Below are 18682 nucleotides of genomic sequence, written 5' to 3'. Positions count from 1 at the left end.
CGGCACCGCGTCGCCGCGCAGGGCGAGCACATTTTCAATACTCGCCGCCTTCATCGATGCAAGCACGGAATCGATGCCCGCGCGATCGGCGTTCATGCACGTAAGGTGGGCCATCATGTTCAGGCCGTATTCGTCTTGCGCCATTTTCGCCACGTCAATCGTGCGCGAGGAATTGCCCGACCCTCCCGCTGAATACGTGACGGAGACAAACGAAGGCGAAAGCGGCGCCAGACCGCCGATAACCTCGCGGGCTTCTTCCACGGGAAGATCTCCCTTCGGAGGGAAGATTTCAAACGAAACAGGCAGCTTCTCGCCACCAAAAACATCGATGATGTGCATGCGAACTCCTTTGCGCAAAACAGCCCATCGTTTTGCTTCGACCCACCGCTTCTGCCTTGCCGCTTGGCGATTCATTCCTTATGGCTTACCGCGAATCGCCTCGTGGGTTCGACATCCCAAGCGAAAGCATCGCCATTGGGCGCTTGACGCGAAATCAACGCAGGCAAAGCGCGCCGCTTGCTTTCGAAATCGAGCAAAATCGAGGGGTCGATGCAAAAAACTACCAACTTAAGTGATATGGATAATAGCGCTTTATCGCGATGGAGTAATTTGCGGCGGCAAGAAATGCACGAGAAATCGAGCGCCAGCCTTGCGTCCAAAATGCAGCAAACTCGGCATGGACCGTCTCCACGCCGAGTTCGCCTTCTTTTTCATACATTATTCGATGGTTCGGCCTTCACACTGGTCGGTTCGCAACACGCGAAGAATATCGCCCGCGCGCAGCTCTTCCCCACAATCGAACGAATACGTCTCCATCGTGCGATTCGCCACATTAACAGCGCACAGCGTGCCGCCCACAACGCGCGGATCGGCGCCGGCAAGAACGCCCTCGCGGCGGCGCTCCACATCGTCGGGGCTCGCGTCGTCGGCGGCGTGCCATACCAAACGCGTAGGCTGAATCGTGAACACGCCGCGCCCAGGCGAGAGCACCTCAAGGGTTTCGCCTTCGAAGAAACGATTACGACACATCACGACCGCCCGATACGCCTGCGCGGGCGATGCAGCCAGCTCATCGATAAACGAGAGGCTCACGCACCCCTTCTTTTCCGCATAGGGGTCCGACGCGATTGCCTGGCGACGCGCAGCGATTCCGGACTCAGGCCACGACTGAATCTCGGCAGCGCGGCGACTGGAGGCTCCAGCCCGGCTGGCGGCGTCGAGCCGATCGCTCGCAACAACCCCGGCAGCAACCGCCGGATCCGTTACGACCGCCTGGTCGGCGGCAACGGACTGCGGAAAAGAAAGCGAGGCGCCGCCCGCGCCCCCACCCGCCGCCAACGAGGGCGCGTTCTTCCCGCACGAAACTACGCGAGCGACCATTTGGTAATCGCGCGCATATTCCTTCACGCCCTGGTTTTGACCAGGGGTGCCAAAGTAAAAGCCCGTCGAATACGGACGGTGGCTCGTAGTTTCGAGCTCAGCCTGCCACGCATCGGCAGGCTCGCCATCGAGCACATGGCGATACGCGTTCACGGCCGATGCCACATAGTAGGCGCCTTTCGCGCGACCCTCGATCTTAATGCTGTCGACGCCCGCTTCGGAAAGCTCGCGCACATGGGAAAGCATGTTCATGTCCGTAGAGCTCATGATGAAGCTGCCGCCGTCTTCCTCGATAACCGAGAAAGGCTCGCCCGGACGCGTTTCTTCCACAACCGTGTACTTCCAGCGACACGGCTGCGCGCAGTGTCCATTGTTCGCACCACGCGAGGGGCTCACCATGTAATCGCTCATAAGGCATCGACCCGAATAGGCCATGCACATGGCGCCATGCACGAACGCTTCGATTTCCAAATCATCGGGAATGCTTTCGCGCATACGAGCGATATCGAAAAGGCTCATTTCACGCGCCACAACAACGCGGCTCACGCCTAAATCGTAATACGCCTTCGCAGCTTCGGCGTTCATGCACGATGCCTGGGTTGAAAGATGCAGCTCGAGCTTTGGCGCCGTACGCTTGCATACGGAAAGCGCGCCCATGTCGCTCACGATGGCCGCATCCGCGCCTGCATCTTGCAGCATGGCGAAGAAATCTGGCAAAGCCGCCACGTCGCCATCTTTCATAAGCGTATTCGCCGTCACAAAAACCTTCACCCCATGCTCGTGAGCGAATTTCACGGCAGAGGCGATGCCCGCATCATCGAAGTTCGAAGCGCGGCGACGCATGCCAAAACGCTTGCCCGCCAAATATACGGCGTCGGCGCCGAAATGGACGGCGCATTCCAACTGCTCCATGCCGCCCGCAGGCGCCAGCAGCTCCATAGGTCGCGCCATGCCGGCGCAGGTGTGTTTCAGAGAAGTAATCATGGCCACAGCATATCAAAAGGACGACGAAAGACGCTTTACGAACGAGCATGCAAACGACAACCGCACGACCACATGCAAAAGGCTCCCTTCAATGAAGGAGGCCTTGAACAAAACCGTCAGCACTCAAAGAGCGATCGCCGCGCTGAGCTTAGCTGTTTTCTTGCGCTTCTCGATGCCGCCCATTCCCAATACATCCCCACCCTTCTTAAAGGGAAATCATGCCGGTGAAACCCTTCCCTCAAACGCTAAGTCGACGGTCTCTACTACGTCCAAAAGGCTCCGCCCACACGCGAGTGCGCTATGATAGAGCCATTGAAACCACGCGACGGGAGGCATCGTGAACGACAAAGAACGCATTCGTTTGACCGAGCTCACCTCACGTGGCGGTTGAGCGGCGAAGTGGGGTCCGGGAGACCTCGAACGCATTTTGAAAGACATCTCCATTGCGCAGACGATGCCGCCCGAAGCCATGCTCGGCTTCGACACGGCCGACGACGCTGCCGTATGGCGAATCGCGCCGAACATCGCGGGCATTTTGACGATTGATTTCCTTACGCCTATCGTCGATGAGCCCTACGACTTCGGGCGAATCGCCGCCGCCAACGCGCTTTCCGACGTTTTTGCCATGGGAGGCGTGCCCAATGTGGCGCTCAACGTGGTCGCCATGGATTCGACCCTGCCTGAATACGTGCCGCGCGATATGCTGCGCGGAGGCCTCGAAAAAGTCATCGAGGCGGGCGCCGTTATTATGGGCGGCCATTCCATCGACGACGAGGAGCCGAAATACGGCTTGTGCGTTTTCGGCACCGTCGCCCCCGACGCGCTCGTGCGAAACGAAGGCGCAAAGCCGGGCGATACCCTGTACCTCACCAAGCCGCTCGGCACGGGCATCGCGAGCGCGGGGCGCAAGGTCGGCATTCTGGACGACGCCGCGTTCTCGCCAGCCGTCGAGTCGATGGCCGAACTCAACCGCGCTGCGGGCGAGGCGATGGTCGCCGCCGGCGTGCATGCCGCGACCGACGTAACCGGCTTCGGCCTTGCAGGCCACCTGCACGAAATGCTCTCTGCAAGCGCGTGCGCCGCGAGCATCAACTGGAGCGGCGTGCCAACATTTGCGGAAACCGTCGATCTTGCGCGCCAATGGTGCCGTCCTGCGCGTTCGTTTTCCGTGGAAGACTTTGCGCAGCCGTTTTTGCACGTGCCCGACAATCAAATGGGCGAAGACGCCACTGCCGTGCTATGCGACCCGCAAACGTCGGGCGGCATGCTCTGCGCCATACCGTCCGAAGCGGCCGCAACTTTCGAAGAGGAGTTCGCGGCACGCTGCGGCCGCACGCCCGCAAAAATTGGCCGCGTGATAGAGGGCGAATCGGGGCACATTCACGTAGTGGAATAATGTTCGCCTATAAGAACTTTGTCATATATGCCGCAAAGGAGAATTATGGCAACCGAAAAGAGCCTCAATGAGCGCATGCGCGCGCTGCCCAAAGTCGACGAAGTCGTAGGACTCGTCGAATTGAGCGACTCCATTCGCGCATGCATTCCCGAAACCGCCATAACCGATGCGGTGCGCGCGAGCATCCAAGCCATGCGCGAACGCCTGCTGCGAGGCGAAGACGTCGACATCACTTCGCACGCCGCCGCACGCGAAGCCGAATGCCGCGTGCGCGCGCTCGCCCGCCCCTCGCTTCGCGCCGCGGTAAACGCCATGGGCGTCATTCTGCACACCAACATCGGCCGCAGCCCCTTGGCGCAAGAGGCCCTCGACGCCGTTGTCGACGTGTCGCGCGGCTATTCCACACTCGAATACAGCGTCGAGAACATGGCGCGCGGCAGCCGCCACGACCACATCGAGTCGCTTGTATGCGCACTCACCGGCGCTGAGGCGGCCATGGCCGTCAACAACAACGCAGCCGCAACCCTCATGGTGCTTTCCGAATTCGCGAAAGGCCACGAGGCGGTGGTTTCGCGCGGCGAACTCGTTGAAATCGGCGGATCGTTCCGCATTCCTGAAATCATGGCAACCTCAGGCGCCAAGATGGTTGAAGTCGGCGCCACCAACAAGACTCACGTATTCGATTACGAGCGCGCAATCACGAGCGACACCGCGATGCTTTTAAAGGTGCACACCTCGAATTACCGCATCGTGGGCTTTTCGGAAAGCGTGACCGCCCGCGATTTGGTGGGCGTCGCCCGCGCCGAGAACGCACGCCGCGCTGCCGCCGACGCGCACGACCGTGTGGTGGTATATGAAGATTTGGGCTCTGGGTCCCTTTTGCCGCCCATTTTGAACGCGCCCGACGCTGAACCTACCGTAGGCCAGTCGCTTTCGGGCGGCTGCGATTTGGTGTCGTTCTCGGGCGACAAGCTGCTCGGCGGCCCGCAGACGGGTATCATCGTGGGCAAGAAAGCCTATATCGACCGTCTGAAGAAAAATCCACTCGCACGCGCCATGCGCCTGGACAAGATGACGCTCGCTGCGCTCGAGGCCACGCTGCGCCTCTATCTCGACGGCACCGCCTACGAACGCATTCCCACACTGCGCATGCTCAATGCAACGCTGGGAGAAATGCGCGAAGCCGCCGACGCTCTGGCCGCCGCTATCGAAGAGCGCCTTCCGAGCGGTTGCGCAAGCGTCTCGGTCGTGGAGGAATTCGAAAAGGCCGGCGGCGGGTCGCTTCCCACCCTCGATATTCCCGGCGCCGCCGTGCGCATCGATTACCTGCGCGGCAACGCGAACGACTGCGAACGCGCCATGGGCAACCGCGCGGGCGCACCGGTACTGGCACGCACCAAACACGAAGGCACCCTGTTCGACGTGCGATGCCTGCTGCCCGGAGACGAACAAATCATCGCCGACGCGCTTGCGGAATATTTCAAAACACTGGATTAGGCCACTCTTCCAACGCCCCTCGCCGAGACAAGCGAGGGGCGTCTTCAACCTACGCATCGGTAGCGGGAAGGGACACCCGTGCTCAAACAGTCCTGAGCTCGCACAAACGCCCCACCGAGGCGTTCGGCTCGTGCGGAACTGCGCCGGAGTCCCTTCCCGTCACCAATGCCGAGCCCTTCACAATTGAAAGAAGGCATCCATGTCTACCCACGAATACAACGAACCCTCTATCGTCATTGGCACCGCGGGCCACATCGACCACGGCAAATCGACGCTTGTGCAAGCGCTCACCGGCACCGACCCCGACCGCTTGGTCGAAGAAAAGCGTCGCGGCATCACCATTGAGCTGGGATTCGCTCGACTCGACTTGCCAGGCGGCGCTTCCGTCGGCATCGTCGACGTACCCGGCCACGAGAAGTTCGTGCGCCAGATGATCGCCGGAGCCACAGGCATCGATGCCGCCATTTTGGTCGTGGCGGCTGACGATGGCATCATGCCCCAAACGCGCGAACACCTCGCCGTGCTGCGCCTGCTCTCGGTGCCACAAATCGTCGTCGCGCTCACCAAATGCGACATGGTCGACGAGGAATGGGTCGAATTCATGGGCGGGGAAATTCATGCAGCGCTCGCCTGCGGCCCCTATGCCGAAGCGGAAATCATTCCCGTTGCCGCTCGCGAAGGCCGCGGCCTTGACGAACTGAAAGCCGCGCTCGCGAATATCGTATCGAAGCAGCAGCACGCCCACCACGAGGGCTTTTTGCGCATGCCCATCGACCGCTCGTTTACCGTAAAGGGCGCGGGCACCGTTGTTACGGGCAGCCTGTGGAGCGGCGCCGTCGCACCCGGAGACACCGTGCGCGTGCTGCCAAGCGGCAAAAAAACGCGCGTGCGCTCGGTGCAAATTCACGGTGAAGGCGTCGATGCCGCGTTTTCAGGCCATCGCGTAGCCATGAATCTCGCCGATGTGAGCCGCGACGACGTGCGCCCCGGCGATTTCATCACGGCGCTCGATGCCCCCAACGCCAGCAACCGCTTCGATTGCGAACTCACGTATTTCGACTGCGAGAGCGCAAGCAGCACGCTCGAATCGGGCTCCACGGTGCGCGTCGCCCACGGCACCAAAGAGGTGTTCGGGCGCGTGCTGTTCATGGATGGCCACGCCAAACTCAAGCAAAACGAGCAGGCCACAGCGCAGATACGCCTCGACGAGCCTTTATGCGTGCTTCGCGGCGACCGATTCGTCATTCGCGCCGCAACGCCTGTGCGCGTCATCGGCGGCGGACGCGTGCTCACCGGTCATCCGCGCAGGCGTTCCATTCTTTCCGAAAGCGACAAGGCGGTGCTTTCCGCACTCGCTTGCGACGATGTGGGCGCCGCCGCTCAAGCATATATCGAAGAGCCCAATGCCATTCGCACCGTGGCTGACATTGCAGGCGCCCTCGACGTAAGCGAAGCCGAAGCCGCACGCATCGCGAAAACCATTGTCGGCAAAAATATCGTCGCCGCGGGAAGCGACGCCGACCTCCTGTTCGCTACAAAACAAACTCTGCAGCGCGCCGCCTCGAAAATCGCGAGCACGCTGCTGAAATTCCACGCGACATCGCCCAATGAGCTGGGCATGCCGAAAGCCGCGCTCAACCACGCGGCGTTACCTTCGCTCAACGACACCCGCTTCGACGCCGCTCTTGCTGTCGCCCTTGAAAAAGGCGACGTCGTATCCATGGACGGCGTTTTGAGCCATGCCACCGCGGGGGCCGCCGCGCATGCGCGCGCTCAAGAGCGAGCCGATGCCGCATTCGCGCTTCTCGAAGGCACGCTTACGCCTCCCTTCGCCGATGGCGTGACCTCGTCGCTCAACTGCACGAAGAGCGAAGCCTATGCCGCGCTCGGCGACCTCGAAGAACAGGGGCGCACCGTGAAAATCGACCGCGACCTCTACTACGACGCCGCCGTATTCAACAAGCTTGTCGAAGCCGTGCGAGCCCATATCGAAGCGAAGGGGCCCTCGCTGGCCACCGACTTGAAAGACGCTATGGGCGTTTCGCGCAAGTACGCCATTCCCGTGCTCGAAGCCCTCGACGATAGGGGCATCACGAAGCGCGATGGCGACCTACGAACGCTTTAGCGGCATCGATTCTTGCCCCCCTCTTACGTGCTTTTCGCAACCGCATAACTTTTCTCGTCGGCCCCCCGCGAAAATTGCGTAGAATGCTTGCTTGGTTTGACCGTTGAAGCAACCGACATATGGAGATGAATAGGTTCCTGGTGGACCTCGCGGCCTTCAAAGCCGTTGCGGGGCGCGCAGAACGTCTCGGGTGTGTTCGATTCACACGCATCTCCGCCAGCTTTACTGCGCCGTTCTTGCGAACGGCGCTTCTTGTTGGCTGACCGAAAAAACGACCGCCATATACAAAAAAGCGAGGAAGGGAATGTCCCTTCCTCGTTTTGCTTTGCGGGTTTTACAGCTTCTCGAGAAGCTCGAATTCCGTTTTCGACATCTCGCGATACAGCGCCGAGAGGCCTCGGGCATCGACGCACACCCGTGCGAGCATGCCCGCTGCGGCATCGTCTTCCGCATCGAAGCGCATCGACATGCCGCAACCCGCCGATATCGCGCGCGGGGTCGGAATCATGGCCGCGTGCGCATGCGCGGCTCCAAGGGCGGCCTCCGATGCCATAGCCGCATGTGTCGACTCAAACGCCATAACGTAGGTATGTGACACGGCGCGCCCTTACAGCGTAATGGTCTTGGCGGCTTCTTGCATACGGCCCAGGATGTCATACATATTCGACACCTCGCCAACCTTGAGCTGCTCTTTCAAGCCATAGAAGTCGAGGCATGTACCGCATACGAGCACTTCGGTGCCCTTCTCGATAAGCTTGTTCACCGAATCGATGATCTGCTGCTCATCGCCAGCCACGAGCTTCACGCCACTGTTCATGAACAGCACGCTCGCCGGCACGTCTTCGCTTTCCGAAAGCGTGTAAATGGCCATTTTCATGAGGTTATAGCCAAGCTGGGGGTCGCCTTCGCCCACGTGGTCTTTGCCAATGAACACGGCATATCCGCAGCCTGCAGGCGTACAGACAGGCGCGGCGGCAGAAGCAGGGGCGACTGCGGCCGCAACGCTTCCCTCGCCTTCCGAGAAGATCACGCTCCAGCCGCCTTCGATGGTCTCGACAGCGACGTTGAGGCCGTACTTTTCAGCCAAGCGCGAAACGTTCTTCACTGCGATTTCGTTGTCAACGTGCACGGAAAGCTCGCGCGCGCCTTCGTCGATCTTCGCCTTCGCCATCATGAGCGGCTTGGGGCACGCAAGACCGAATGCATTGACAGTTTCCATGGAATGCCTCCTTCGTTGTTCTGGTTTATGCCAGCATATACCTCAATCTTCTATTCGCGAGTTCGGGCTTGCACATTCGCGCGAATTTGGAATGCGCAAGCCCGCGCCCGCGCGCAATGGGCGGCCTTGCGCCCATTGTCGCAGGTCGCAAGGCCGCCAAACGCTAACAATACGTGTCGCGTGCGGGATTGATCGCGCCCGCGACGCGCACGATGCGCTCAATGGGGTACGGCGCGGCCTCGATGACCGGCCGCGCCGCATCGACCACCTCGGGGTCAAGAAGCACCGAAGTGCCGCAGCACGCCTGCATGCCGTGCGGAGCAGGCGCCACGCGCGCCGGAACGCCAGCATCGACAAGGCGCTGATACAGATCGAAGCCTTCCGTGCTCGTGCGAACGAGCACGTAGCATGCGTCTTTCGCCCGAAGCACCGCTAACACCCCTGACCAACGGCGTGGGCGATTTCACGCACGGCCTCGGCTGCCGTATCGGCGTCGGCTGCGGTATTCGCCGCCGCGAAGCTGAAACGAACCGCGCCTTGGCTCTGAGTTCCAAGCGCTTTATGCATAAGCGGGGCGCAATGGGCGCCCGCACGCACGCAGATGCCGTAATCGCTCGCCAGTCGGTCGGCCACTTCGGCCGAATCGGCATCGGCGATATTCAATGCCACGATGGAACCGCGATCGCATGCGTCGCTTCGGCCATACACCTTCACGTCGGGAATGCCCGACACCGCATCGGCGAAACGCTGCGCAAGCGCGCCCACATGCTCATGCACGCCGGAGGGCCCGCCGAGCGTTCCCTCGATGTGGCCAATGCCCGCGGCCAAGCCCGCCACGCCATGCGCGTTCAGCGTGCCCGCCTCGAGGCGTTCAGGCATGAACAGCGGATGGCGCTCGTCATAGCTGTGCGTGCCTGAGCCGCCCTCAAGAAGCGGGGCGATCTCGATGCCGCAGGCCACGCACAAACCGCCGGTCCCCTGCGGGCCCAGCAGGCTTTTATGGCCCGTAAAGCACACCACATCGGCACCGATTTCAGCCATGTTCAGCGGATACGATCCAGCCGTTTGCGCGGCATCGAGCACGAACTTCGCACCTGTCTCATGGGCCATGGCGCACATGCGCGCCACATCGTACACATCGCCCGTAAGGTTCGACGCATGCGTAACCGCGACCAGCGCAGGCTTATGCTTGAGCAACTCGGCATACGCCTCGAAATCAAGCGAGCCATCGGCGGCGATAGGCGCAATGTCAACCGTGCAGCCAGCCGTATCGCGCAGGCGGAACAACGGGCGCAGCACCGAATTGTGCGACGCCGCCGTGGTGAGCGCCCGCTGGCCCGGAGCGAGCAAGCCATCGATGGCGATATTGAGCGCCATGGTGGCATTGTTCGTGAACGCCACGCTCGAAGCGCCCGGCGCACCAAGCAAATTCGCCACCGCCGCGCGGGCGCGATACACCGCCATGCCCGCCGCGATTGACGCCGGATGCACGCCGCGGCCCACGCCTCCGAACGACGTCATGGCATCAGCCACGGCGCGCACCACGCATTCGGGCTTCATCATCGTCGTGGCCGCGTTGTCCAAATAAATCACGGGCGCTCCCTTCATTTCCTCAATTGAGGTTTACAGCATTTCGACGAACGCGGCAATGCGCGTTTCGAGCTGCCCTGCATCGCTTTGCGAATAATCGGTCTCGAGCTTCATGTACGGAATGCCCGCGTTCTCACACGTCTTCGCCACATTCGCGCTTTCGACGTTGAACGTATGGCACGCGGTGAGCACGTTCTCGATAACGCCATCGACATGGTACTTCTCGCACATGTCCATCATATTTTCAAGACGGCCACCGTTCGGCGTCATGACCGAGCAATTGATGCGCAGGTAGCGATCGGAAATCGCGCGCAGAATGTCGGGGGCGTTTTCGTCGATGAGCATGCGGTTGGTGCGCTCGCCCGAGCAATCGTCGGAACACACGATCACGCCGCCGCAGCGCTCGATGGTGCGGCCCACCTTGTTGATGACGCCGCCCATGGGGCAACCCGTAATAAGGATGCGCTTCGCATTCTTGTCGATGGGGCTTTCCCCGTGCTCAAGCGCAGCGCGCTTCTCTTCAACGAGCACCTCGATTTTCGCGGCATAGTCTTCGATGTCGAAGCTGAACGTGGAGGCCTGGATGGCGGAAAGAATTTCCACGCCGCCCATCGCCGGCGGCTCGGCGCGCTGCAGGTCATACATGCTGGCAAGCGCGCGGCGCAGGCGGTTGCGACGGCGAACCGCGGCACGCAGGTCGTCATCAGTGATTTCGATGCCGTAAAACTCTTCGAGGTGGCGACGGAACAGCTTCACATCCTCGTACCACATATCGGCCTCGTACGGGCGGCCCTGGCCTTGAGGCAAATGCAGCACGTACGTTTTCTTGATCTCATTGAGGAGCTCGTACATCTTCTTTTTGCCGTCGCACGTGGTTTCGCCCACGATCATGTCGGAAAAATACGTGAAGGGGCATTTGTCGGTCAGCGCGAAGCCGTACGTCGACTTGATGAGCGGGCACAGATTCGCGGGCAGCACCGTTTCTGCCGCCGGAATGGTCTCGTCCGACATGCCGCACAGCGCCACCGACGCCGCACCCGCCGCATCCATGACCTCAAGCGGCGTGTAGGAGCATAAAAAGCCGATGAGCTTGCCGCCCGCTTGCTTGTAGTTCTTCACTTTGATAAACGACGCCTTGCGCTGGTCGTTGAATTCCTCAAACGTGCGCGGCAGTTCGATTTCAGTCATGCGATTCTTCTTCCTTCGATATCCCCGGTATGCATTCCGCTTCCCCGCGGCAGTTATTTCTTCAGCCCCAATGCCACCTCGGCCGCGCCAATGGCGCCCGCGAAACGCGCATTCGGCGCCGTGCGCACGTTTCGGCCGAGCACGGCGGAAAGGCGCTGCACGATATAGTCGTTATCGCACAGGCCGCCCGTCAGAAATACCTGGTCGCCTGCAATGCCCGACGCCATAGTGGCCACGCGCCCCACAACCGACTCAATCACGCCATTGGCGATGTTTTCACGCGGCTCTCCTCGGCCGACAAGCGAGATGACTTCCGACTCGGCGAACACGGTGCACATGCTCGAAATCGACGTGGGCTCGCCGGCGCGCGCGAGTTCGGAAAGTTCGGCCTGGCTCACCGCGAGCCGGTCGGCCATAATTTCCAGGAATCGGCCCGTGCCAGCCGCGCATTTATCGTTCATCAGGAACTTCTTCACCATTCCGCCCGCAAGCTGAATGACCTTCGTGTCCTGGCCGCCCACGTCAATCACCACGCCGTCGCGCCCGAACAGGCGCGCGGCACCTTTGCCGTGGCACGTGATTTCGGTCACGACTTTATCGGCAAACGGCACCGCCACGCGCCCATATCCCGTCGCGACCACGGCATGCGGCGCTTCGAAGAAGCCTTGTGCCTCAAGGTGCTCCGCCACGCCATTCGCGGCATCGACGCTCGAAAAGCCCGTCGGACGCATCCACGTCTCAACGATCTCGCTCGAATCATCGAGCACGGCGACCTTCGTAGCGGTCGACCCTATGTCCACACCAATTCCGAGCATTTCCACCCTTTCATGCCGCGACGAAGATATCCGAAACGCGCCCTCGTGCGCATTTCGATTCGTCCATGCCGCACCGAACGGCCCCGCGCCCAAGCGCGAGGCCGCCAACCATGCAGCGCAATAATCGAACGTTAACCAAGCATCTCCACGAACGCCTCGATGCGCGTGCGCAACTGCTCGGCATCGTTGTCGGTGTAGTCGGTCTCGAGGCCCAAGCACGGAATGCCTTCGGCTTCGAGCGCCTTCGCCACGGCCGACTTCTCGGTGTCGTACAGCGTGCAGAATTTCAGGTTCGCATCGATCACGCCATCGACGTGGTACTCGCGCGCCAGACGCACGATGTCGTCAATGCGGCCCTCATTGGGCGTGAAGCAGGCGCAGTTGTTCTTCATATAGCGCTCGGACAGAGCATGGAACTGGCCCTCGAGCGTGGTTTGGGTTTCGTCGACCAAATGCTCGAAGTAGCGCGTGCCCGTGCACATTTCCTCGCACACCACGGCGGCGCCGCTCGTCTCGATAATGTGATGCAGCTTCCAATTCGGAATAGCCATGGGGGTGCCGGTAATAAGAATGCGCTTCGTGCCCTCGGGGAATACGCTCACGCCGTCGGCGATGCGCCGCTCGAGCTCGTCGGCGAGCTCGTTGGCCTTCTGCGCGCAGCGAGCAGGGTCGTCGAAGAAGGCAATCTGGGTCATGAGCAGGCGGTCTTTGCCAGAAATAGGAATGCAGTTTTCGGCCTTCGTGGCATCGAACACGCGGGCGAGCGCGCGGCGCTTCTCGTTGGTGAGCTTGATTGCCGCGGCGAGATTTTCCGCCGTCAGCTCATTGCCAGTGAATTCTTCCACCATCTTCGCGAAGTCGGCGATTTCGTCGGCCCATTTATCGATGTCTTTCGCGCGCTTCATCTGGGGAACATCCATCACATACGTGCTCTTGTCGGCGCCCAGGATCTCGTACGCCTTCTTCTTGCCGTCGCAGGTGGTTTCGCCCACATACATGTCCGCCACGCTGAAATACGGGCACGTTTTGCCGAAATGGGCGCCCAGCGACGCCTTCACCAGCGGACACATATCGCTCGGCAACACTTTCTCGCCATCGGGCACCCAGAACTGGGATCCGCCGCACAGGCCCGTGACCGCGCCGCCGCACGCAACGACGACCTCATCGGGCACGTACACGCAAAACGTGCCGAACACCTTGCCGCCCTGTTTCTGCAGCTCAATGAGCTCGGCGGGGCGAATGCCGTGAATGTCCGATACCACGAAATCGTAGAATGCCATGCCCGCGGGACGATTTTCCTGGCTCAGGTACACATCGCCAAACGCCGTGGGAAGCACGGCGCACAGCTGGTCATGGGTTTCCAGGTCCATGCCGAGGCTTTGCCACATTTCACGATTGTCTGCCATGTTCGATTCCCCCTTCGTGCGAAGGCGGCATCCCACCCCTGGGGCCGTGCGCACATGCGCCCTTCGCGCTCGGTTTCCAATAACTATCACGCGACGAATCGCCAGCCCACAAGGAATATGGGTGCAAAAAAAGAAACGTCGGGCGACGGTGCAGAATGGCGGACGCGCTGCAGATGCGCGAGCGTTGCCTCGCCTTCGAGGCATATGGGGCATACGCTTCGGGTGCAGAATGGCGACGGGGCAGAATTCGTCGTCGAACGAAGCGTTGCTGCGTATAGCGCCAGTGTAGCGCGCGGGGAGCGCAAACGGAAGCTATAACCCTGCAAGCGGAGGGTTTTATGCGGGAGCGCCTTGCTGCCTATACGAAAAGGGCCACCGCATACGCGATGGCCTGAAAGCACACAGGAGTTCCTGCGGTATGGCCGCGTAGCCGACGCCGGCCATTGGATTGGTTCGGTCGGTTTCGCCTCGAAGCCGCTAGAGCGTCTCGAAGGCACGCGTCGCACGCGCCACAAGCGATTCCCAGGAAAGCGCCGACACGTCGAACTGCTCAGCTGGCCGGCCTTCGCGAGCGGCTTGCTCGAGAACGTCGGCAAGGCGGGATTCAAACGCAGGCAAGTCTTCCTTCACCGGCTCATCGACGCCGCGCATCCTAGGCAATTCCACGTAGTCGATAGGCGCGCCCGGAACATGGGCCTCAAGCCAAGGCCGAACACCCGGCAAATCGGTAACGACCGCACGGCAACCGCACGCCATAGCTTCGATAGTCACAAGGGGAAGGCCTTCGAAAAACGACGGCAGCACGAACACATCGGACGTGCGATACGCTTGCACCAAATCATCCTGGCTGATTTTGCCCGCGAACGTCACGGGGATCGCGCATGCGGCGGCTCGCTGCGCGATTCGGTCGTATTCCGCGGCATCGCTATGGCCGCCAACCAAACACGCCTCTATGCGCGGGGCGCCGGGACGCTTCGCCAGCACATCAAGCGCCGCGATAAGGCTTTCGACGCCTTTCTTGTACCCGATTTTGCCGACATACAGCAAACGGCAGACGCCATCATTGGCCACGCGCTCGTTGGTGGGAGAAAACTCCTGCGCGTTGTATCCTGTGCCAATCACAAGCACTTTTGCGGGTTCGACGTCAAAGATTTCAACGATTTCGCGCTTCTGCTCCTCATGCAAAGCGAAAATCACCTCGAGCGAGCGGACGGCATTCATGATGCGCTCGCGCTCAAGGCCGTGGTTGCGCATTTGGCGCAAATCGGTCGAATGGCACACCGCAGCCATGGGAATGTTCGGCAATGTTTCGCGGGCAACGGCGCACGCGAGATACAGGTGATGGCATATGACCACGTCAGGCGCGAATTCCGTCGCCGCATGCGCGATGCGCTGCGCAAATATGGCACAGAACTGCTCGGTCATGGAAGGCGTAAGGTCGCGATAGCGCGTGGCGGCATACGGCATCACGTCGGACATGCCGCACACATTGAATGGCAACGCCTCGGTATTGAAGCGCACGAAATAAGGGACGGCGCCCTCAGGCAGCGTCGGCGTATCGGACGCATCGACGCCGGCGACCACAGCGGCCGCATGTCCAGCCGAAAGCTCGCAACGCACCATTTCCGCCAGATACACGCCACTTCCCGTTGAGTCAGGCTTTTGCGCCGAGATATTCAGAATGCGCATACGCGCCACCTTTCCTTCGAATTCGAACCATCATACCGTGGCGCGAAGGGAAGCTGCGCAAGCAGACCGCGAACCGCACGGGCAAGCCCGCGAAAAGCCAAAAGCCGAAAGGTTCGCAAAGATTTGTCGGCACGCAACCGACATGCAAGGTATGATTGAGACATAGACCGAGCGAAACGCAGCGCGCATGACGCGCTGTCGAGCGGAAGGAGTCGCCATGAGAATTCAGATGGAACTCGACCGAGGATATTTGCCCGATGCTTACGGAAAATACGCGGCGCCCGAAGACTGCTACGACTGGAGCTGCCGCCGCTCGTTTCCCTTTACCGTCGAGGGCGTTCCCTATGGCACGCGCGCGCTCGCCGTATTTTTCATCGACTGGGACAGCGTGCCCGTGTGCGGTTTCCCATGGATCCACTGGTGTGCCTATGTGAATGGCGACTTCGAGGGAGATATCGAATTCCCCGACGACTTGAGCCGCAACGAGCACTCGCGCCTCGTGCAGGGATACAACTCAGCAGCGAAAAGCGAGCCCGAGCGAGGCGTGGGATACGTCGGCCCCTGCCCGCCCGATCGCGACCACAAATACACGCTGCAGGTTATCGCGCTCGACGACGAGCCGCTCGTTGAAGCGCCCTTCTGGGCCAACGAATTGCTCGATGCCTGCCGCGGCCACGCCATCGACGAAGCAGGCAAGATTTTGCCCAGCAGGTACTAAGGGGACGCTAACAGCCCAGGTGCTTCGCCTGGGCTGTTTTCTTAACGCGAATCGACCTCAACGGTTTGAATCCCTTCGTCAAACAAAACAAAACAGGCTAGGCAACCGCCTGGGTCAAGGCATATCTCTGCCACAAAAGAATCGCTGGTCAGACCAGGACAGCGAGCTGAAGCCCAGTGCTTCAGATTGGCTTGAAAGAGGAGCGACGCGTACTGCCTGTACGCGAGCGACGATTGAAAGCCAAGCTGGAGTGCTGGGCTTCAGCGCAGCGGCAAATAAAAAGGCCGTTCGTCAGAACGGCCTTTGAAATTACGTGGTGGAGATGATGGGATTCGAACCCACGACCCCCACGTTGCGAAAGCCCTATTTCCGCAGGTCATAACGGTATTTTACGGTGTTTTGCGTTCACGTTTCCCTCATACGGCAGCACCCTATGACACTCTATGACACCATGCAACCGTGCACCGTTTGCACACGGTTTGCACACGCGAGGAAGGCTTTCAAATGGTCTGGAAAATTGAAATCAGCGACGAAGAACTTGCGATGCTCGAAGAGCAGTATCTAGCCCTCTACCAAATCGGTTGGAGGTTCAGCGACGTGCTTGAACAGGAAAGCGCAACGCTCCTGCGCGTGGCCCTTGAGGGCTTGGAGGATAAGGCGAAGACGCTTCACGACTTATTCAAGGACGCCACCAAGCCCGAACTTGGTGGCGTCGCTATCGGCTCCCGTTGATGAAGAGGGGGCGGGGTTCCCGTGGAAGCTCCCCGCCATAGCCGAGGCGATTATATCAGCCCGAAAGCATGAGGCCCGCTTTGGCGGGCCTCTTTCATGCAAACTCGACCTGAAAAGGTGTCATTTCGGGTGTCGAAAAAGCGAAAACCGAAACAAACTGACGTTTTACCTGGGGTTTTGTACTTGAAACATTAACCTTCGTACGGTTCAGGTTCTAAAATCGGCGGTTCTGACACCCCAAAATGGCACCCGCGACAGAAAAGGGCGGGGAACCAATCCCCGCCCTCTGCTACTCCCCGCGCTCCCTCTCCTTGAGGTGCAGCAGGATATACCCGAACTTTCGCGCGAACACTTCCGCCTCGGCATACTGCAAGGCCTTGGCGCTTTTGTCAACCGCCTGGCCGTACAGCTCCATGTAGGCGTTAGCCACCTCGTCAACCGAGAATTTCCTCATTCGCAGCCCTACTTTCCGCACTTTATGGCGTCCGAAAACTCCAACGATTCGGCCCATTCCTGGGCGTCTCTGAAAAGCTCTTCCGCCTCGGCCTGGTACCTCTCCCATGCTTCGGGATCAACCGTTAAATCAAGGTTTTTAGCCGATTCTAAAGCCTTATCCAATTCGTCAATCATCACATCGCGCCTTCATGCCCTCGCATGCCTCCATGGCCTCGTTTAAGGCCTCAAGACCCCATTCGCCAATGCGCTCCACTATGGCCGCTATTCGAAGTCGGAAACGGCGCGTAGCGCATTCGTGAACTCGTTAGCGACATATTTGGCTCGCATGGACTCGCGCAGGGAGTCGGACGAGAAGACCATCGCAGAACCCGAACCCGTGCGCGAAGCGTGGCCGTAAGACATAACGAGGCCCTTATCGGCGTCGAGACATTCGCCATACGCACCCGAAACGGCGATGTACCCAGGCATCGACTTATCGCATTTAATGCCGAAAGCTGCGGCTCGCCCGCACACGGCGGCGGTTGCGACGGCGGACGATTTGAGCGAGAGCAAAGCCGAATCGACGTCAGCTTTCACGATGCGCTCCTTCATGTTGAACGCCTGGAGGTATGCGAGCTCGCCCGCCGTCGGCTGCTTTGCGAACACGTCGGCGGCAGCATGCAACCCGTCTTTGTACAGCGTTTCGAGCTTCGCGGCCACCGCATCCGCCTTCGCCTTGCGCTCGACGTTGAAGCGCTCAATTACGGCGTCGGTCTGCTCCCTGATCCAATCCGTCGAGCGGGTAGAATCATGGGCGATTTTCGACGCTTCGGCCTTTGCCGCGTCAACGTCGCTGACAATCTCGGCGAAATAGCTGGCTTTAGTCTGCTCGATTGCATCGGCGATTTCTTGAAGCTTCATTCTCGTTTCTCCTTTTCTTTCATGCCTCCCCTTTAGGGGCTGCAAAAACTCTTTTAAGGGCTGACATCATTTAGCCGCCCGCTTTAGAAAATGGGCGCTTTGGGCTTCGCGGGCTTGTCAACGGTGACGCCCAACTTGGCCCTCAGGCGCTGCGTGCGCTTCCGTATCGTCTCCCGCTCGGTCTTGGCTATGAGTGCCTTCTGGGCGGCGTGCTCGGCATTCCTGAGGCCTCTCTCGTAGCACTCGGGGCAAACGCCGAAGCGGTCACCCGCCGCAGTTCCTGGAACCACGTACCCGCCCGCACAGACGGGGCACAATTCGTGCTCGGGGTTCAGCTCGGCGGCGAGTATGCGGGCCTTGAGCTTGTCGCTCTCCTTGCTCATTGCCTACCCCTCCCACTCTTCCAACGCCTCGCGCCAATCGCCGGGCCACCCGCTTATCTGCATGCGGTTCATGAAGCCGTGAATGTTCGGCACGTCCCACGGAAGGGTGGCGGCGTATGCCCTCACGTCATCGATAGTCGGCTCCTCGCGCGCGTGCGCGGGGTTTGGCGCGCTGGGCGCGCCGACGCTCTCTTTGCTTTCCTT

21 protein-coding genes and 1 tRNA gene are annotated in these 18682 nt (G+C 60.4%); 6 read left to right on the top strand and 16 right to left on the bottom strand.

The features are described from left to right. The 3 genes from ACWI8T_RS03680 to ACWI8T_RS03670 all read right to left on the bottom strand — a co-directional run. Positions 1 to 339: methylenetetrahydrofolate reductase (locus ACWI8T_RS03680; protein WP_449137981.1), on the bottom strand; the 339-nt coding region annotated here is incomplete at its 3' end. A 220-nt stretch (positions 340 to 559) separates the two neighbouring features. Beyond that, on the bottom strand, positions 560 to 718 hold the full coding sequence (locus ACWI8T_RS03675; RefSeq protein ID WP_287539033.1) for a hypothetical protein: 159 nt from the start codon (positions 716 to 718) through the stop codon (positions 560 to 562). Continuing rightward, a complete protein-coding gene (locus ACWI8T_RS03670; RefSeq protein ID WP_449137980.1) occupies positions 718 to 2364 on the bottom strand; it encodes a peptidase U32 family protein in 1647 nt (548 codons plus the stop codon). The genes ACWI8T_RS03675 and ACWI8T_RS03670 overlap by 1 nt, the downstream gene beginning before the upstream one ends. 337 nt (positions 2365 to 2701) lie before the next feature. Here ACWI8T_RS03670 and selD point away from each other — a divergent pair, with 337 nt between their 5' ends. The 4 genes from selD (at position 2702) to ACWI8T_RS03650 (ending at position 7601) form a co-directional block, all read left to right on the top strand. Continuing rightward, complete coding sequence (selD, locus tag ACWI8T_RS03665) at positions 2702 to 3760, top strand: selenide, water dikinase SelD (RefSeq protein ID WP_449137979.1); 1059 nt, start codon at positions 2702 to 2704, stop codon at positions 3758 to 3760. 45 nt (positions 3761 to 3805) lie between these two features. Beyond that, a complete protein-coding gene (gene selA, locus ACWI8T_RS03660) occupies positions 3806 to 5257 on the top strand; it encodes an L-seryl-tRNA(Sec) selenium transferase (RefSeq protein ID WP_449137978.1) in 1452 nt (483 codons plus the stop codon). Positions 5258 to 5456: 199 nt separating this feature from the next. Beyond that, positions 5457 to 7382, top strand: coding sequence for a selenocysteine-specific translation elongation factor (selB, locus tag ACWI8T_RS03655; protein ID WP_449137977.1), 1926 nt, complete (start codon positions 5457 to 5459; stop codon positions 7380 to 7382). Positions 7383 to 7503: 121 nt separating this feature from the next. Then, positions 7504 to 7601 (top strand) — tRNA-Sec (locus ACWI8T_RS03650). A gap of 115 nt (positions 7602 to 7716) precedes the next feature. Here the strand turns inward: ACWI8T_RS03650 and ACWI8T_RS03645 are convergent. The 8 genes from ACWI8T_RS03645 to ACWI8T_RS03610 form a co-directional block, all read right to left on the bottom strand. Continuing rightward, positions 7717 to 7980, bottom strand: coding sequence for a DUF3343 domain-containing protein (locus tag ACWI8T_RS03645; RefSeq protein WP_148039675.1), 264 nt, complete (start codon positions 7978 to 7980; stop codon positions 7717 to 7719). A 9-nt stretch (positions 7981 to 7989) separates the two neighbouring features. Beyond that, positions 7990 to 8601 (bottom strand): sulfurtransferase-like selenium metabolism protein YedF, encoded by a 612-nt coding sequence (yedF, locus tag ACWI8T_RS03640; protein WP_449137976.1) that lies wholly within the window; start codon positions 8599 to 8601, stop codon positions 7990 to 7992. A 163-nt stretch (positions 8602 to 8764) separates the two neighbouring features. Then, complete coding sequence (locus ACWI8T_RS03635) at positions 8765 to 9004, bottom strand: DUF3343 domain-containing protein (RefSeq protein ID WP_294377850.1); 240 nt, start codon at positions 9002 to 9004, stop codon at positions 8765 to 8767. 29 nt (positions 9005 to 9033) lie between these two features. Continuing rightward, positions 9034 to 10194: an aminotransferase class V-fold PLP-dependent enzyme gene (locus ACWI8T_RS03630; protein WP_449137975.1), complete on the bottom strand. Its 1161-nt coding sequence runs from the start codon at positions 10192 to 10194 to the stop codon at positions 9034 to 9036. Between the two features lie 30 nt (positions 10195 to 10224). Beyond that, positions 10225 to 11379, bottom strand: coding sequence for a double-cubane-cluster-containing anaerobic reductase (locus ACWI8T_RS03625; protein ID WP_449137974.1), 1155 nt, complete (start codon positions 11377 to 11379; stop codon positions 10225 to 10227). A gap of 53 nt (positions 11380 to 11432) precedes the next feature. Beyond that, the gene (locus ACWI8T_RS03620) at positions 11433 to 12194 is read right to left on the bottom strand and encodes an acyl-CoA dehydratase activase (protein ID WP_449137973.1); all 762 of its coding nucleotides are present in this window, start codon (positions 12192 to 12194) and stop codon (positions 11433 to 11435) included. A gap of 131 nt (positions 12195 to 12325) precedes the next feature. Next, positions 12326 to 13600: a double-cubane-cluster-containing anaerobic reductase gene (locus ACWI8T_RS03615; RefSeq protein WP_449137972.1), complete on the bottom strand. Its 1275-nt coding sequence runs from the start codon at positions 13598 to 13600 to the stop codon at positions 12326 to 12328. A gap of 477 nt (positions 13601 to 14077) precedes the next feature. Further along, complete coding sequence (locus tag ACWI8T_RS03610) at positions 14078 to 15289, bottom strand: glycosyltransferase family 4 protein (RefSeq protein ID WP_449137971.1); 1212 nt, start codon at positions 15287 to 15289, stop codon at positions 14078 to 14080. Positions 15290 to 15506: 217 nt separating this feature from the next. Here ACWI8T_RS03610 and ACWI8T_RS03605 point away from each other — a divergent pair, with 217 nt between their 5' ends. Together ACWI8T_RS03605 and ACWI8T_RS03600 are read left to right on the top strand one after the other, a co-directional pair. Then, the gene (locus tag ACWI8T_RS03605) at positions 15507 to 16007 is read left to right on the top strand and encodes a YbhB/YbcL family Raf kinase inhibitor-like protein (RefSeq protein ID WP_449137970.1); all 501 of its coding nucleotides are present in this window, start codon (positions 15507 to 15509) and stop codon (positions 16005 to 16007) included. Positions 16008 to 16511: 504 nt separating this feature from the next. Then, entirely contained in the window at positions 16512 to 16739 is a 228-nt protein-coding gene (locus ACWI8T_RS03600; RefSeq protein ID WP_288482688.1) for a hypothetical protein, read from the top strand. 289 nt (positions 16740 to 17028) lie between these two features. On the opposite strand, the gene ACWI8T_RS03595 is transcribed toward ACWI8T_RS03600, so the two are convergent. The 5 genes from ACWI8T_RS03595 to ACWI8T_RS03575 all read right to left on the bottom strand — a co-directional run. After that, positions 17029 to 17193 (bottom strand): hypothetical protein, encoded by a 165-nt coding sequence (locus tag ACWI8T_RS03595; RefSeq protein ID WP_449137969.1) that lies wholly within the window; start codon positions 17191 to 17193, stop codon positions 17029 to 17031. A gap of 8 nt (positions 17194 to 17201) precedes the next feature. Continuing rightward, positions 17202 to 17369, bottom strand: a complete 168-nt coding sequence (locus ACWI8T_RS03590) for a hypothetical protein (RefSeq protein WP_449137968.1) — start codon at positions 17367 to 17369, stop codon at positions 17202 to 17204. Between the two features lie 87 nt (positions 17370 to 17456). Next, positions 17457 to 18095, bottom strand: coding sequence for a hypothetical protein (locus ACWI8T_RS03585; RefSeq protein ID WP_449137967.1), 639 nt, complete (start codon positions 18093 to 18095; stop codon positions 17457 to 17459). Between the two features lie 83 nt (positions 18096 to 18178). Next, complete coding sequence (locus tag ACWI8T_RS03580; RefSeq protein ID WP_449137966.1) at positions 18179 to 18478, bottom strand: hypothetical protein; 300 nt, start codon at positions 18476 to 18478, stop codon at positions 18179 to 18181. A 3-nt stretch (positions 18479 to 18481) separates the two neighbouring features. Beyond that, positions 18482 to 18682, bottom strand: a 201-nt coding sequence (locus tag ACWI8T_RS03575) for a hypothetical protein (protein WP_449137965.1), incomplete at its 5' end; no start/stop codon positions are given.

It is taken from the genome of Slackia sp., assembly GCF_977041755.1.
Note: the sequence above shows the minus strand (reverse complement) of the source record. Positions and strands in the feature narration are given on the sequence as shown.

Excerpts from the sequence above, each read along its gene's own strand:
- selA (WP_449137978.1), top strand. The coding sequence starts at position 3,806 with ATGGCAACCGAAAAGAGCCTCAATGAGCGCATGCGCGCGCTGCCCAAA.
- ACWI8T_RS03615 (WP_449137972.1), bottom strand. The coding sequence starts at position 13,600 with ATGGCAGACAATCGTGAAATGTGGCAAAGCCTCGGCATGGACCTGGAA.
- ACWI8T_RS03610 (WP_449137971.1), bottom strand. The coding sequence starts at position 15,289 with ATGCGCATTCTGAATATCTCGGCGCAAAAGCCTGACTCAACGGGAAGT.
- ACWI8T_RS03605 (WP_449137970.1), top strand. The coding sequence starts at position 15,507 with ATGAGAATTCAGATGGAACTCGACCGAGGATATTTGCCCGATGCTTAC.
- selB (WP_449137977.1), top strand. The coding sequence starts at position 5,457 with ATGTCTACCCACGAATACAACGAACCCTCTATCGTCATTGGCACCGCG.
- ACWI8T_RS03595 (WP_449137969.1), bottom strand. The coding sequence starts at position 17,193 with ATGAGGAAATTCTCGGTTGACGAGGTGGCTAACGCCTACATGGAGCTG.
- ACWI8T_RS03590 (WP_449137968.1), bottom strand. The coding sequence starts at position 17,369 with ATGATTGACGAATTGGATAAGGCTTTAGAATCGGCTAAAAACCTTGAT.
- ACWI8T_RS03670 (WP_449137980.1), bottom strand. The coding sequence starts at position 2,364 with ATGATTACTTCTCTGAAACACACCTGCGCCGGCATGGCGCGACCTATG.
- ACWI8T_RS03585 (WP_449137967.1), bottom strand. The coding sequence starts at position 18,095 with ATGAAGCTTCAAGAAATCGCCGATGCAATCGAGCAGACTAAAGCCAGC.
- ACWI8T_RS03620 (WP_449137973.1), bottom strand. The coding sequence starts at position 12,194 with ATGCTCGGAATTGGTGTGGACATAGGGTCGACCGCTACGAAGGTCGCC.
- ACWI8T_RS03675 (WP_287539033.1), bottom strand. The coding sequence starts at position 718 with ATGTATGAAAAAGAAGGCGAACTCGGCGTGGAGACGGTCCATGCCGAG.
- yedF (WP_449137976.1), bottom strand. The coding sequence starts at position 8,601 with ATGGAAACTGTCAATGCATTCGGTCTTGCGTGCCCCAAGCCGCTCATG.
- ACWI8T_RS03600 (WP_288482688.1), top strand. The coding sequence starts at position 16,512 with ATGGTCTGGAAAATTGAAATCAGCGACGAAGAACTTGCGATGCTCGAA.
- ACWI8T_RS03580 (WP_449137966.1), bottom strand. The coding sequence starts at position 18,478 with ATGAGCAAGGAGAGCGACAAGCTCAAGGCCCGCATACTCGCCGCCGAG.
- ACWI8T_RS03625 (WP_449137974.1), bottom strand. The coding sequence starts at position 11,379 with ATGACTGAAATCGAACTGCCGCGCACGTTTGAGGAATTCAACGACCAG.